Origin of the sequence: Alloprevotella tannerae ATCC 51259 (genome assembly GCF_000159995.1) — a bacterium.
Taxonomy (GTDB): domain Bacteria; phylum Bacteroidota; class Bacteroidia; order Bacteroidales; family Bacteroidaceae; genus Alloprevotella; species Alloprevotella tannerae.
The window spans coordinates 1,026,384-1,038,785 of sequence record NZ_GG700643.1 but is presented as its reverse complement, the minus strand read 5'-3'; the positions used below and the strand labels follow the sequence as shown (position 1 = coordinate 1,038,785).

Annotated in this window: 16 protein-coding genes and 3 pseudogenes; 12 read left to right on the top strand and 7 right to left on the bottom strand. The window is 47.1% G+C overall.

Translation table 11 applies throughout. The features are described 5' to 3' along the window. The first annotated feature begins 25 nt into the window (after positions 1–25). The 11 genes and pseudogenes from GCWU000325_RS10310 to GCWU000325_RS11720 all read left to right on the top strand — a co-directional run bounded on the left by GCWU000325_RS10310 (position 26) and on the right by GCWU000325_RS11720 (position 7,582). Complete coding sequence (locus GCWU000325_RS10310; protein ID WP_004378851.1) at positions 26–655, top strand: DUF4141 domain-containing protein; 630 nt, start codon at positions 26–28, stop codon at positions 653–655. A gap of 52 nt (positions 656–707) precedes the next feature. Further along, positions 708–1,746 (top strand): annotated as a pseudogene (traJ, locus tag GCWU000325_RS10305) (conjugative transposon protein TraJ). A gap of 50 nt (positions 1,747–1,796) precedes the next feature. Next, positions 1,797–2,421 (top strand): annotated as a pseudogene (traK, locus tag GCWU000325_RS10300) (conjugative transposon protein TraK). Between the two features lie 4 nt (positions 2,422–2,425). Continuing rightward, entirely contained in the window at positions 2,426–2,728 is a 303-nt protein-coding gene (locus GCWU000325_RS11725) for a hypothetical protein (RefSeq protein WP_083788009.1), read from the top strand. Next, positions 2,721–3,992, top strand: coding sequence for a conjugative transposon protein TraM (gene traM, locus GCWU000325_RS10295; RefSeq protein ID WP_006256571.1), 1,272 nt, complete (start codon positions 2,721–2,723; stop codon positions 3,990–3,992). The genes GCWU000325_RS11725 and traM overlap by 8 nt, the downstream gene beginning before the upstream one ends. A 47-nt stretch (positions 3,993–4,039) precedes the next feature. Beyond that, positions 4,040–4,990, top strand: coding sequence for a conjugative transposon protein TraN (gene traN / locus GCWU000325_RS10290; protein WP_040599827.1), 951 nt, complete (start codon positions 4,040–4,042; stop codon positions 4,988–4,990). Continuing rightward, complete coding sequence (locus GCWU000325_RS10285; protein WP_006256569.1) at positions 4,984–5,574, top strand: conjugal transfer protein TraO; 591 nt, start codon at positions 4,984–4,986, stop codon at positions 5,572–5,574. The genes traN and GCWU000325_RS10285 overlap by 7 nt, the downstream gene beginning before the upstream one ends. A 13-nt stretch (positions 5,575–5,587) precedes the next feature. Further along, positions 5,588–6,076, top strand: coding sequence for a DUF3872 domain-containing protein (locus tag GCWU000325_RS10280; RefSeq protein WP_006256568.1), 489 nt, complete (start codon positions 5,588–5,590; stop codon positions 6,074–6,076). Then, the gene (locus GCWU000325_RS10275; RefSeq protein ID WP_006256567.1) at positions 6,063–6,572 is read left to right on the top strand and encodes a glycoside hydrolase family protein; all 510 of its coding nucleotides are present in this window, start codon (positions 6,063–6,065) and stop codon (positions 6,570–6,572) included. Before GCWU000325_RS10280 ends, GCWU000325_RS10275 begins: the two co-directional genes overlap by 14 nt. Positions 6,573–6,689: 117 nt before the next feature. Beyond that, on the top strand, positions 6,690–7,409 hold the full coding sequence (locus GCWU000325_RS10270) for an NYN domain-containing protein (protein ID WP_006256566.1): 720 nt from the start codon (positions 6,690–6,692) through the stop codon (positions 7,407–7,409). Then, entirely contained in the window at positions 7,406–7,582 is a 177-nt protein-coding gene (locus GCWU000325_RS11720; protein ID WP_006256565.1) for a hypothetical protein, read from the top strand. The genes GCWU000325_RS10270 and GCWU000325_RS11720 overlap by 4 nt, the downstream gene beginning before the upstream one ends. Here the strand turns inward: GCWU000325_RS11720 and GCWU000325_RS10265 are convergent. The 6 genes and pseudogenes from GCWU000325_RS10265 to GCWU000325_RS10240 all read right to left on the bottom strand — a co-directional run bounded on the left by GCWU000325_RS10265 (position 7,570) and on the right by GCWU000325_RS10240 (position 11,006). Next, entirely contained in the window at positions 7,570–7,794 is a 225-nt protein-coding gene (locus GCWU000325_RS10265; protein ID WP_006256564.1) for a hypothetical protein, read from the bottom strand. The two genes, GCWU000325_RS11720 and GCWU000325_RS10265, sit on opposite strands and share 13 nt — an antisense overlap. A gap of 4 nt (positions 7,795–7,798) precedes the next feature. Beyond that, on the bottom strand, positions 7,799–8,053 hold the full coding sequence (locus tag GCWU000325_RS10260) for a hypothetical protein (protein WP_006256563.1): 255 nt from the start codon (positions 8,051–8,053) through the stop codon (positions 7,799–7,801). 33 nt (positions 8,054–8,086) lie between these two features. Further along, the gene (locus GCWU000325_RS10255; protein WP_006256562.1) at positions 8,087–9,361 is read right to left on the bottom strand and encodes a PcfJ domain-containing protein; all 1,275 of its coding nucleotides are present in this window, start codon (positions 9,359–9,361) and stop codon (positions 8,087–8,089) included. Between the two features lie 17 nt (positions 9,362–9,378). Further along, the gene (locus GCWU000325_RS10250; protein ID WP_006256561.1) at positions 9,379–9,909 is read right to left on the bottom strand and encodes an antirestriction protein ArdA; all 531 of its coding nucleotides are present in this window, start codon (positions 9,907–9,909) and stop codon (positions 9,379–9,381) included. Positions 9,910–9,929: 20 nt separating this feature from the next. Then, the gene (locus tag GCWU000325_RS10245; RefSeq protein ID WP_006256560.1) at positions 9,930–10,343 is read right to left on the bottom strand and encodes a PcfK-like family protein; all 414 of its coding nucleotides are present in this window, start codon (positions 10,341–10,343) and stop codon (positions 9,930–9,932) included. Positions 10,344–10,349: 6 nt separating this feature from the next. Next, positions 10,350–11,006, bottom strand: a pseudogene (locus GCWU000325_RS10240) (hypothetical protein). Positions 11,007–11,338: 332 nt separating this feature from the next. Here GCWU000325_RS10240 and GCWU000325_RS10235 point away from each other — a divergent pair. Beyond that, complete coding sequence (locus GCWU000325_RS10235) at positions 11,339–11,662, top strand: hypothetical protein (protein ID WP_006256557.1); 324 nt, start codon at positions 11,339–11,341, stop codon at positions 11,660–11,662. 236 nt (positions 11,663–11,898) lie between these two features. On the opposite strand, the gene GCWU000325_RS10230 is transcribed toward GCWU000325_RS10235, so the two are convergent. Continuing rightward, positions 11,899–12,369, bottom strand: a complete 471-nt coding sequence (locus tag GCWU000325_RS10230; RefSeq protein WP_006256555.1) for a DUF1896 domain-containing protein — start codon at positions 12,367–12,369, stop codon at positions 11,899–11,901. Between the last annotated feature and the right edge of the window lie 33 nt (positions 12,370–12,402).

The window sequence follows — 12,402 nt, the reverse complement described above, 5'->3', positions numbered from 1 at the left end:
ACAAACCATCAAAACTATAGCAACAATGAAAAAGTACATTTTCATGGCTCTCTTAGGATTGAGCCTTTCTGTTCCCAAAGCTCACGCACAGTGGGTAGTAACCGACCCTGGCAATTTTGCCGGCAACATCGTCAATTCGGTCAAGGAGATAGCAACAGCTTCTAAGACGGTGAAGAATACCCTTGACGGTTTTAAGGAAGTGGAGAAACTCTACAACGACACCAAGAAGTATTATGATGCCCTAAAGAAGGTGAATAACCTCATTGGGGATGCCTATAAGGTCAAGGAGTGTATCCTAATGGTGGGCGATATCTCTGAGATTTATGTTACCTCGTATAAGAAAATGCTCTCAGACAAGAACTTCCGCCCTTCGGAACTCGCGGCGATGGCTTCGGGCTATGCCAAGCTCTTGGAGCAGAGCGGTGAGAGTCTCAAGGAACTAAAGTCCATTGTCAAGAGTAATGTTTTCTCGATGAACGACCATGAACGAATGCAGTCCATAGACCGCATCTATACCACGCTAAGAGAATATCGCTCGCTTGTATCCTACTACACGAGGAAAAATATTTCCGTGAGCTACGTGCGTGCAAGGGAAAAGAACAACCTTGCCTCTGTTAAAGCACTCTATGGTAATACGGCAAGCAGGTATTGGTAAATCCACAGACAGAAAAAGAACTTGAAAGAACTTTCATAAAACACTTTTGCTTATGGATTTTGCCAGTTTACATGAGCTGCTACGCTCAACCTATGACGAGATGATGCCGCTCTGTGCCCAGATGACGGGTATTGCCAAAGGCATTGCGGGCTTGGGTGCACTCTTTTATATTGCTCTTCGGGTATGGGCTTCCATTGCCCGTGCCGAGGCGATAGATGTCTTTCCCTTGCTGCGCCCCTTCGTGCTGGGCTTTTGTATCATGTTCTTCCCGACAGTCGTACTAGGTACGATGAATGCCGTTCTCTCGCCCGTAGTGCAGGGAACGGAGATGATGGTACACCAGCAGGAGGGGAACCTTGCCGAGCTTACTGCCAAGCGAGACAAGTTGCAAGAGGAAGCCTACCTTAGAAATCCTGAAACAGCCTACCTTGTCTCCAACGATAAGTTCGATGAGAAGATTGAGGAGATGGGCATCATCGGACCTGAAGATGCTGTGACGATAGCGGGTATGTATGCCGAGCGTGCTGCCTATCAGACCAAGCAATGGATTATGAAGATGGTACACGACCTTTTAGAACTTCTGTTCCATGCTGCAGGGCTTATCATTGACACGCTGCGCACCTTCATACTCATCGTCCTTGCCATTCTCGGTCCGATAGTCTTCGGCATTGCCGTATGGGATGGTCTTTCGGGCTCACTTACGGCATGGTTCTCACGCTATAATCTCTGTCTATCTGTGGCTGCCTGTTAGCTCTATTCTTACGGCACTGCTTACAAAAATACAGGTGCTGATGGTACAGAAGGACATCGAGGCGCTCAGCGATCCCAACTACCTGCCAGACGCGGGGACGTGGTACTACATCATCTTCTTCCTCATCGGCATCGTGGGTTACTTCTGCGTTCCCACCGTTGCAGGCTGGATTATCGAAGCAGGAGGCGGTATCGGCTCTTACGGCCGCAATGTCAATCAGGCTGCACAGCGCGGTGCACAAAGTGCCTACACGGGCGGAAGATATGCCGCGGCAGGTGCCGGGTCGGTCATCGGCAATGTCGGTGGACGTATCAAGGGTGCACTGCTCAAAGGAAAGTAGAAATGGAGCAACAATGCTTAATAAATCAACAGCTATAAAAGGAAAAAGAAATGGAATTCAAATCACTTAACAATATCGAGACCTCATTCAGGCAGATAAGACTTTATGCCTTTGTCTTTGCCATTGTCTGCGTGGCGGTGAGCGGTTATGCCCTCTATACCTCGTACGGCTTCGCCAAGGAGCAACGGGAGAAAATCTATGTGCTTGACCAAGGCAAGTCGCTCATGCTTGCCCTCAGTCAGGATGCAAAGCCGAAACCGTCCCGTAGAGGCACGTGAGCATGTACGTCGCTTCCACGAGCTGTTCTTCACCATCGCGCCCGACAAGGATGCCATTGAGAAGAATATGGAGCGTGCCTTCGTGCTGCGCGACAAGTCGGCTTTCAACTATTACAAGGACTTGGCAGAGAAGGGCTATTATAACCGTGCCATATCGGGCAATGTCAACCAGCGCATAGAGGTGGACTCTATTCACTGCAACTTTAATACTTACCCTTATGCGGTAACGACCTATGCACGGGAGTTTATCGTCCGTCAGAGCAACGTCACGGAGCGCAGTCTTGTCACGACCTGCACGCTGCAGAACTCTGTCCGTTCGGACAACAACCCGCAAGGCTTCCTGATGGAGAACTTCCTCGTTAAGGAGAACAGGGACATACAGACTTATAAACGATAAGGCTATGGTAAGGAAAAGAAACTTTTTACGCTCACGTCATTATCTGCGCTTTCACCTGTGGCTCCGCCATCGGTGTGAAAGGCTCACGATAAGGCAGAGAAAGGGAATAGTCTATGGGCTGAGCTTCATCTATCTGCTCTGCTCGCTTTGGATGATAGCACAGTTCTTCCTTCCTCCAAAGGAGGAGAAACTACCCATCCCCACGGGAAAGCTGACGGACAGTCCCATACGGACGGACAGCACCTTACAGGAGTTACACGGCAATTTTTACCTACGACATCATCAAACAATCAAAGAAAATGGATAATAAACAGAAAGAACAAATGAAGAAAGGCTTGGTCTTCGGAGGACTGGGACTGCTGTTTGCCCTCTCGATGTGGTTTATCTTCGCACCGTCGGGCAAGGATAAGACTGCAGCGGAGCAGGGGCTCAATGACAGCATCCCGCAGGCAACGACAGAAAAGCTCACCGAGAACAAGCTAAAAGCCTACGAATTGGGCGACAAGGCGCACGAGGAGGAACAGACCCGCGAGGAAATGGGACGGCTGTCCGATTACTTTGCAGAGAATACAGCTCCATCGGATGCGCAGCGTGCAGAGACAGCTGCTTCTACGGCAAAGATAGAAAGCTCCATGCACCGCTATGAGGAGAACAATCGGCTCTTGAACTCTTTTTACGCTCCCGACCCACACGAGCAGGAGCGTGAAGCCCTGCGCTCAGAGATAGATAACCTTAAAAAGGAACTCTCTGCCAAAGACAGCAGGGAGGACAATGAAGAGAAACGACAGCTTGCCTTGATGGAAAAGAGCTATCAGATGGCAGCGAAGTATCTTCCCAAGGCTTCTGCCGTTCCACCATCTTTGGGTAATGACTTTGCCGAGGGCAAAGGGCAAAAGGCAACGAACAAAGGTCAGAGTATGGGCAGTAATATAAGCGGAGGTTCGGCCGACTTGCCTGCAATGGAAATCTTGGCGGAACGCAAACAAGTAGTGTCCTCACTGGGGCAGCCGATGAGCGACGCTGACTTCATCAAGGAGTATGGCACGAAAGCACGCAACTTGGGCTTCCATTCGCTCGCAAGTGCGGCTGCACCCACGATGCGCAACACACTCAAAGTGGTGGTGGACAGAACAACGACGCTCAAAGAGGGCGATAATGTCGTGCTCCGTCTGCTTGAAAGTGCCAAAGTGCAGGGCTTGCGTATTCCACGACAGAGCCGACTGATAGCCGTCGCTAAGATTGAGGGTAACCGTATGCACCTGCTTATCAAAAGCATAGAAGTGGACGGGCATATCATAGCCGTCAAGCTCTCGGCATACGATACAGACGGACAAGAGGGTGTGTATATCCCCGGTTCAGAGGACGTCAATGCGCTTAAGGAAGTCGGGGCGAACATCGGTGGTTCAATGGGAACATCCTTTACCTTCGCTTCCTCTGCCAAGGACCAGATTATCTCCGAGGCTGCCCGTGGGGTGATGCAGGGCGCAAGTCAGTTGCTTCAGAAGAAGCTGCGCACTGTCAAGGTAACGCTCAAAGGTGGCTACCGCCTTTTCTTGGTTCAGTCCAAATAAAACAATCGAAAATGATAAGTAAAAATAACATCAAAACAAAAGGAACAATGAAGAAAATTATTTTATCAATGGCTATGCTTGTCATGGTGGGAGCAACAGCCACAGCACAGGAAAACAATGATGGTCTGACACCGAGCCGTCCGCTTACTTCGGGAGAGCTCTTTCAAGGTATGAGCCGTGCCATACCAACGGGGCGTGTCGTACTGCCGTATGGTCTGGACGTTACCTTTGACAAGACCGTGCATCTTATCTTTCCTTCTGCCATTCGTTATGTAGACTTAGGTTCGCAGAACATCATCGCAGGGAAGGCGGAGGACGCAGAGAACGTACTGCGTGTAAAGGCTTCGGTGAAGGACTTTGAAACGGAGACAAATATGAGTGTTATCTGTGAGGACGGCTCTTTCTATGCTTTCAACGTAAAGTATGCCGATGAGCCGGAGAAGCTCAGCATCGAGATGAAAGACTTCTTGTCACCAACGGACGGACGCCTGCCAAGCAATCGTGCCGATATCTATTTTAAGGAACTCGGTAACGAGTCGCCCGTGTTAGTAAAACTGATGATGCAGACCATCTATCAGAATGACAGACGCAGCATTAAGCACATCGGTGCACAGCAGTTCGGTATGAAGTTCCTGCTTCGTGGCTTGTATGCCCATAATGGCTTGCTGTATTTCCACACTCGTATGGAAAACGGCACAAATATGCCGTACTCGGTGGATTTTATCACCTTTAAGGTGGTTGATAAGAAGATGGCAAAGCGTACAGCCACACAAGAACAGGTGCTGCAGCCACTTCGTGCCTATCATCAAGTGATGCAGGTGCGGGGTAAGGATAGTGAGCATTCGGTGTTCGTGTTGGAGCAGTTTGCCCTCTCGGAGGACAAGCAGCTTGAAGTGACGCTTTATGAGAGGAACGGAGGTCGTACGCTGACCTTTCATGTGACGGAAGAAGACCTGCAGTTGGCAAAGAAGATTGATAACCTTAAACTCAAATGGTAAAGATGAAACATCATATTACAATGATAGTTTGTGTGGCGATGGCAATGTCTTTTAGCTTGCCATCGCACGCACAGCGGCTGATACCCAAGCAAAGGGGCATAGAGGTTGTAGGAGGTGTTCCACTTATCAAGGGTGAGAAACTCTTTACAGGTGATAATTTCGGTGTAGGCATATCGCTTACCCGTTATCTCAAAAAGGAGAACTACGCCTTTACGTCTTTGGAATATGAACAACAGAACTTGCCTTATCGCAGTTACAATATCCCGATGAAAGACATATTGCTGCACTTGGGCTATATGCAGCCCGTCCTTGCAGATAGGGGAAAGAATGCGTTGGTTTACGTGGGTATTTCTGCCCTGTGTGGTTATGAAGAACTAAATAGAGATAAAAAGTTGCTGCCCGATGGGGCAACGCTGCTTGACCGCTCACGCTTCGTCTATGGTGGCGCCGTGCATGGTTCGGTGGAAGTGTTTCTGACGGACAGAGTTCTCTTTCTTGTCAAGGCACAGGGACGGATACTCTTCGGCTCTGATGTGCATCGTTTCCGTCCGGCACTCTCGGCAGGATTTAAGTTTAATCTTTAAATAGCAAGATGAAATGAAGAAAAAGATATTAAGTTCGATATGGGTAATGGGCGTGCTGACCCTTGCCGTGTTTTGTCTATCTGCTTGTGATAGGGATTTGGATGTGCAGCAGTCTTATCCGTTCATGGTGGAGACGATGCCGCTTCAGAAGGACATCATAAGGGGGCAGACGGCAGAGATACGCTGCACCCTCAAACGAGGCGGTGAGTTTACCGACACTCGCTATACCATCCGATACTTCCAGCCCGATGGCAAAGGAATGTTGAGGATGGACAACGGGACGGTGTTCAAGCCTAACGACCGCTATCCGCTGACGAAGGATGTGTTCCGCCTGTATTACACTTCTCTGTCAGCCGACCGCCAGACGATTGACGTGTATGTGGAAGACAACTTCGGCAGGGTGCAGCAACTGACTTTCAGTTTCAACAACGAAAAGGCGGAAAATAAGGAAAAGCCCTCCGCTGTAATGGTTTCCAAAGTCTTGAAAGATGAGGACAGCTAAACACTTTGCTTTATTCTGTATTTTATGTTTGTTCTGCCAGCCCATCCTTGCCCAGCGTAGGGTACGGTTGGCAGACTTGCCACCTTTTGAGCGTGTCGTCCTCATTGTTAAATACTTTGAGGGACTTCATAATAAGCCGAAGGATTTTCCTTATGTAGGGTATGGTCATCAGTTGCAACCAGGAGAGCACTTCACAGCGAATATGACGGAACGGCAAGCGGACTCATTGCTCCGTGCCGACCTATGGAAATGCTTTGAACACTTCAAAGGCTATGGTAAGGATGCGCTGCTATTGACCTTGCTTGCCTATAATGTGGGCGTTGGTCGTCTGCTCGGTTATGGCAAACGTCCAAAGAGCCTACTGCTTCAAAAAATAGAAGCAGGGAAGAGGAACTTCTATCAAGAATATGTTTCGTTCTGCAGATATAAGGGAAAGGTCTTGAAAGGGCTGGAGAAACGAAGAAAGGTGGAGTTCGCCTTGTTTTATATTCCTTGATTTTACTAAGTACACCTTTTGTAATTTTCTCGTATTGGGTTTTGTTTTAATTGGAGAGATAAGAAAATCCATTTTTCTTTCTTAGATAAGCATTAAAAGCATTACCTTTGTGGTAATATGACAGAGAAACTACCCATACAGCAGGAACAAGTGTCCATCGCCATTCTCATAGATGGCGATAATGTTGCTGCCGACAAACTTGGCGACATCATTTCCTTTGTTTCCTCATACGGCAATCCCATTATTCGGCGTATCTATGCCGATTGGACGAAGCCTGCGATGAAACGATGGAAAGAGGATGCGAAGACATTCTCTTTCCGTTTGGTGGAAGCGCTTTCTTATGTCGGGGTGAAGAATACGACGGATATGGCACTTGTCATCGATGCGATGGATTTGCTGCATGGAAAAAACGTGCAAGGTTTCTGTATCGTTTCCAGCGACAGCGATTATACGTTGCTTGCCCAGAGAATAAGAGAGGAAGGACTATTGGTGTTGGGCTATGGCGAACAGAAAACACCGGCATCACTGCAAAACAGCTGTCATGAGTTCCGCTTTTCGGATAAGACAGAGCCCGTCCAACCGAATAATAACACGCCGGATTACTTCATAGACAGAGACCGTGCCTTGTTCGACAAGGCATTCGAGACGGCACGTAAAGGGGATGATACCGTAACGCTTTCGCTCATTGGAGGTGAACTTAAAAAGCTGATGCCCAAGTATAAAATCAAGCGTTACGGCTGCAAGACACTCGGACAACTTTATGTTAGATTGGGAAAATACGAACTGGTCAAGGTCGGTGACAAGGCTGTGGGCAGTGCCATAAGGATAAAACAATGAAAAGAACGATACCGAAACTGCAATTGAGAATGCTGTTTCGGTATCGTTGGTTATTTAAGATAGGGCATAGGCTTTCTTTGCTCCTTATCTTTCCCCGCCTGATTGCTCATGGAAAGAAAGGAGCGGGCGGCGGATGTGCCGTCCGCTTGTACGCTGTCGTTTACTCCTTTTGAATGGTTATTCGCATTGTCTTTGTTTCGGGGTGGGTATCAAAAGCCCAATTAATCTCTTCATCGGGCAAGGTGCTGTGAATGCTTCCTCCCATCACCAGCCCACAATTTTGCAGGACTTTCTGCCGTGCGTCTTCTTTGCTATCGGCAAGGACTTCAAACACACCCTCGAAAACATATTGCGTTCTTACTCTGTATATCTTTTTCTTCTCCATATCCCTAAAACTCTGTTATTAACAATCTGTGTTCCATCGGTTCACCATTGGATAGTCTGCGATGGGCGAGCCAAAAGTGAGTGCGCCCATACCCATAGGCAAAGAACTTGTCGAGTTCTGTTTCTTCGGATATCTTGTTGATTGCATCTTTCAATTCATCTTTGTTGGCTGATAGCACTATGGCATTGATAACCCTTACAAGGATGTAAGGTATCTCGTCTGCCCAGTTACATACGATGCTTTCTATTTCTACTTTCATTGCTGTGATAATTTGATGGTTTATATTTTTTCTTTATGCTGTTGCCTTCATTCTTTGGTGGATAAGCTTGCTGTTGGAATTGACAAGGTTCACTATTTGCTCGTGGTATTCCGTATTCTTGTTGCAAACTCCACGGCTTTGCACAACTTTCAACGTTTGCAGTGATACTTCGATGGTTTCAATCCGCTTGCCTTCAATGGTTGCCGAAAGGATAAGGGAGTCTTCTTTAAGGTAGTATCCATTTGAAAAAACACAATGATGTAAGGCTACCCCTTCTTCCAAATGCTCTTGCACGCTCTCCAATACACGGACTTGGATAGTGCCGTCCGTGAAACAGATACCGAAGAACTTGGATTTGAGTTCTCGGAAACGTTTTTCGTTTTCCATTGCCCTCATTCTTTTCCTTTCTATTTCCTCCCTCTCTCGCTGTCTGCAAAGCTCGGCTTGCCTGCGGTCGTGTTCGGCTGTGAGGTCGATAGGACAAAGGTATTTCGGGCTTCGGGTGTCCTTACCCAAATGGAGGAGCATATCCACATAATCGCACCACAAGGAAATGTCCTTTATCTCATATCCGTTGCGAACTGCAATCTTATAGGACTGCCAATAAGCTTCAAATGCCCTTGTGCTGTTGAGGAAATAGCGCAAGTGGTCTATGCGTCCTGCCTTGATGAGGGTTTCCGCTCGGCTGTCGGCAAGTAGTGCTGAGATTAGGTCAATTGGTGCGATTTGGTGAAAATCGTCCTTAAAGCCGTTCCTGCGGAGCGTGTCCGTTACCTTAAACTTGGGGTATATGGGCGCACAAGCCACGTAACGATAAGCTTCGTTGTCGTTGCGCACTGCCATTGGCGAATAGAAAGAAAACGTGTCCACATAATATCCCCATGTGCGTTGGATGCCTACCACGACCTTTCGCCCTTGCCCGTTCCACCAATGCTGACCGATTTCGAGTATTTCATATTGCGCCTTACAACCTTTCTCCATGCCTACAATCATTAGGAACATGCGCAACACTTGGTACGCTCCACAGGTGGTAAGGACAGTGAAGTATTGTTTCAGCTGTAATTTGCGTCCGTAGGTTTCCTTAACCTGCAACCTTGCCCCACAATGAGGGCAGGTGCAAGTTTGGGTGGGCTTTTCCATCAGCCAACCATGTCCGCAGTCCATACACGTGGTGCGACCTTTGGGCAGTCGGTAGGCAAAGTGGGCGATACACTCACGGAATGCCCATTTGGTCTGTGTCTTGGTGATTGGGCGCAAACGCTTGCTTTCAGCAAGTACAGCCTTTTCAAATTTGTTTCTCGGTTTCATACTCTTTCCTCCTTATTCTATCTGTTGCGAAAAACATAGCCGTCCTCAAACCAGAAGTCTGTCATAAAAAGGTCATCGGCATATTTGCCGTAATCGAAGTAGGAAAGTGCGAACTCGCAAAGTTCGTGTTCCATCCCCACAAGTTCCTTTGCGAACTCCTCCTTGTCGGCATAACGCCCCACAAAGGCGGATTGGAAAGACCTTACGAGGAAATAGGCGTCTTTGCATAGGTTCACTCCCTCATAGTACGCCCATACCCAAAAGGCTTCTTTCTCGGTGTCGTTCAGCTTGTCCAATTCGTCCCGAAGTTCAAAGAAGTTCTCTTCCAAGTTGCCCTCGTCTATCAAGCCTTCGGGGATGTTCTCCCAGTCTTGGAACATGTATTCGGGTTCTTCCTCGTCCTCGTGTATCTTGGCACAACGTTCCCAAAACTCTTCCAAGTCATAGAAGTCCGCCATGTCCACCCATCCGCCTTGTAACGAGCCTTTGTTATATTTCCTATAAGTGCCTACGTAAATCCGTGCTTTGTTCAAATCCATTGCTTTCATATTGCGTTATTGTCTAAGGGTTAAAAATCAAATAAGGAGGGTTGTGCAACCTTGTTTTCCGCTTTCTTGGTTCGCTCGCTGTGGCTGCGCATCTTGGCAAGCTGTTCGCGTTGGTACTGCTCGATGGCTTGCTTGCGTGCTTCCGCCTTTTCCTCTTCTGTGAGCTGTACCACATGGTTTACTGCCACGTGGCAATCGAGCGGTTTGCCGATGTCGATATTATCCTCATCGAAAAAATGCACTGCCATAGAGTAGATTTCATCGTCGTCGAAACCATTGCAACCGCTTTTCTTCACCTCGTTCAAGATGTAGGTTACACAATCCTCTATGTTCTTGTTAGGCTTCATCAAGTTGGGGGCAAACAAGGGGTCTGACGCTGCACGCTGGTTGAGATACTCGGCTATTGTCCGTGTGAAATGTTCCGTTCCTTTCATGTCTTCTTAATGTTTAGGGAGTTCTACAATTTGATTGATGTGTCCGTATAGGTAGGTTCTCAGGCTTGCTCTGTCGGGAGCATAGTACTCTGTCCATTGTCCGTACTGATTTACAAGGTATTTTTTCAGTACATCAAAGAAATCAAAGCGGTAGCCCATAAGAGGAACGGCTGTACGGAAATAAGTGTTTGAGTTCACCGCTTCACATAGCCAATTCTTTTCCTCACGGCTCATACGTTCGTCACGATTGAGTTTTGCACGCAGGATATAGACCTTGCTGTTACAAAGGCTCTCCAAAGAGGGTACGTCCCATTGTACGAACTTGATTGCCAACATTTGCCCACTTTGTCCAACCACAGGGTTAATGCGGTAATGAGAGGAGGAGCTATATCCTTTTCTGTTCATCGAAGATGTTGTATCTACTTTCTGCTTATCCATAACGACATTTTTTTTATGCGTCCAAAGATCGGAGTATGCTGATTCCTTTTTGTAGCAAAATCAAGGTAGCGGGGCGTGGCTTACACAAGGTTTTGGCGGAAAATACTACCCGCAGGCGTGGAGATTTTCCAGCCAAACCAAAGGCTGCGACCTTGGAGAAGCCGTAAGCCCCGTACTACCTTTGCGGATAAAAAGGGAACAGCATCCGCCTTTATGACATTGCATAAGGTGGAGTTTCGGAAAAGAAGCGAAAGTGCAAAGCCAAGATAAGGGGAAAAGAGAATGTGGCCACTGTCGGTGATAACCGGCTATGACTTATACTGGCCACATGCCCCTTTTATAGAAATTATTCGTAACTATTCAGCGATAAGGCGTATAAACCACTGTTGATTATCAAGAAGTTACATAAAAAACACATACAAATTTTGGTAAAGAATGTCATTTTGAACCTTTTTGCCACAATGTTACGTTTATAAGTTCTTGATATTCAACGTTCATTATCGCTGAATAGTTACAATTATTCGTACCTTTGTGAAAAAGACATAAACTTTTGACTTATGAGGACATTGCATCTTGTTGCCATTGTTGGGATAATGTTGCTAGGCATCGCCCATTCGGCACTCAGTTTCAAGAAATACAACCAACTTTCAGCCGAAGCCTTTTGGTTTTTCAGTGCGGGGTTGGCACTTGTATTTGCCGGTTTAGCCAATGGCTTGCATTATCAGCTTCAAATGCCCGTCACTTTCCGTTACACGCTTGCCATAAACATATTGCTTGTGCTCTTCACGGTATTTTTGGCCATTAAGGTGCCGGCACCTACCACCATCCTGGTGGCAGTGTTTTCAATCTTGCTTTGTGTCACAGTTTTATATAACCAATAGACAATCAGGGTGCGGATACATAATGTGGAAAAAATGACTTAAAGGTTGTCGCTTTATCATTTGCAATTGCTATCCGGTAAAATATTGAGGAATGAGTTCCTATCGGCTATAAGACCATAAGAACCATAATCGTGAGAAAACAAAAGGTGGTTATCTCAAAACAGATAACCACCTTGCTGCAAAAAATGAACCTTTTAGGAAACAGTGTTTCTTTAAAAGGATAAAGAACACGGTTATTATACAATATCGCTCTCGCCGTCTATTGTCGGCAGGTGATTGTCCTCGATAAGCAGGACGATTGTACCGGTCAGTTCGGTGTAAAGCTTCTCGTATTCAGGACTTGCGCCAAATTCGTCCGTAAGGTCATACTTGGCGAAAACGCTTTGCACAGCCTTGTTCTTCAAAAGTATCGGGGACAGTCTTTCGGGGAGTGGGGAGGGCAGCTCTTTCTCAAACTCATTCTCCAAGACAGACACAAGCGTATCATACTTTGAGAAATGCAGTCCTCGATGCAGCACTTCACTTGCCATACTCTCAGCTCCGGGATGCGAGAAGCCTTGTGCCACTGCATCGCAGTAGGTGGTAAGAGCTTCGTCGGCTCTTGCCGTTACGAACGATTTGTCACTCAGCATTTCAGGAAAATGCTCACCAAGATAGGTCTCTAACTTCAATCGGAAGTAAGATAGCTCTTTCTTTGTTGTTTCCATAAGTCTTTTATTTTAGGGATTACACATTAATCA

Bases quoted from the DNA above. Each gene is read 5' to 3' on its own strand.
- GCWU000325_RS10310 (WP_004378851.1), top strand. From the start codon at position 26: ATGAAAAAGTACATTTTCATGGCTCTCTTAGGATTGAGCCTTTCTGTT.
- GCWU000325_RS11725 (WP_083788009.1), top strand. From the start codon at position 2,426: ATGGTAAGGAAAAGAAACTTTTTACGCTCACGTCATTATCTGCGCTTT.
- traM (WP_006256571.1), top strand. From the start codon at position 2,721: ATGGATAATAAACAGAAAGAACAAATGAAGAAAGGCTTGGTCTTCGGA.
- traN (WP_040599827.1), top strand. From the start codon at position 4,040: ATGAAGAAAATTATTTTATCAATGGCTATGCTTGTCATGGTGGGAGCA.
- GCWU000325_RS10285 (WP_006256569.1), top strand. From the start codon at position 4,984: ATGGTAAAGATGAAACATCATATTACAATGATAGTTTGTGTGGCGATG.
- GCWU000325_RS10280 (WP_006256568.1), top strand. From the start codon at position 5,588: ATGAAGAAAAAGATATTAAGTTCGATATGGGTAATGGGCGTGCTGACC.
- GCWU000325_RS10275 (WP_006256567.1), top strand. From the start codon at position 6,063: ATGAGGACAGCTAAACACTTTGCTTTATTCTGTATTTTATGTTTGTTC.
- GCWU000325_RS10270 (WP_006256566.1), top strand. From the start codon at position 6,690: ATGACAGAGAAACTACCCATACAGCAGGAACAAGTGTCCATCGCCATT.
- GCWU000325_RS11720 (WP_006256565.1), top strand. From the start codon at position 7,406: ATGAAAAGAACGATACCGAAACTGCAATTGAGAATGCTGTTTCGGTAT.
- GCWU000325_RS10265 (WP_006256564.1), bottom strand. From the start codon at position 7,794: ATGGAGAAGAAAAAGATATACAGAGTAAGAACGCAATATGTTTTCGAG.
- GCWU000325_RS10260 (WP_006256563.1), bottom strand. From the start codon at position 8,053: ATGAAAGTAGAAATAGAAAGCATCGTATGTAACTGGGCAGACGAGATA.
- GCWU000325_RS10255 (WP_006256562.1), bottom strand. From the start codon at position 9,361: ATGAAACCGAGAAACAAATTTGAAAAGGCTGTACTTGCTGAAAGCAAG.
- GCWU000325_RS10250 (WP_006256561.1), bottom strand. From the start codon at position 9,909: ATGAAAGCAATGGATTTGAACAAAGCACGGATTTACGTAGGCACTTAT.
- GCWU000325_RS10245 (WP_006256560.1), bottom strand. From the start codon at position 10,343: ATGAAAGGAACGGAACATTTCACACGGACAATAGCCGAGTATCTCAAC.
- GCWU000325_RS10235 (WP_006256557.1), top strand. From the start codon at position 11,339: ATGAGGACATTGCATCTTGTTGCCATTGTTGGGATAATGTTGCTAGGC.
- GCWU000325_RS10230 (WP_006256555.1), bottom strand. From the start codon at position 12,369: ATGGAAACAACAAAGAAAGAGCTATCTTACTTCCGATTGAAGTTAGAG.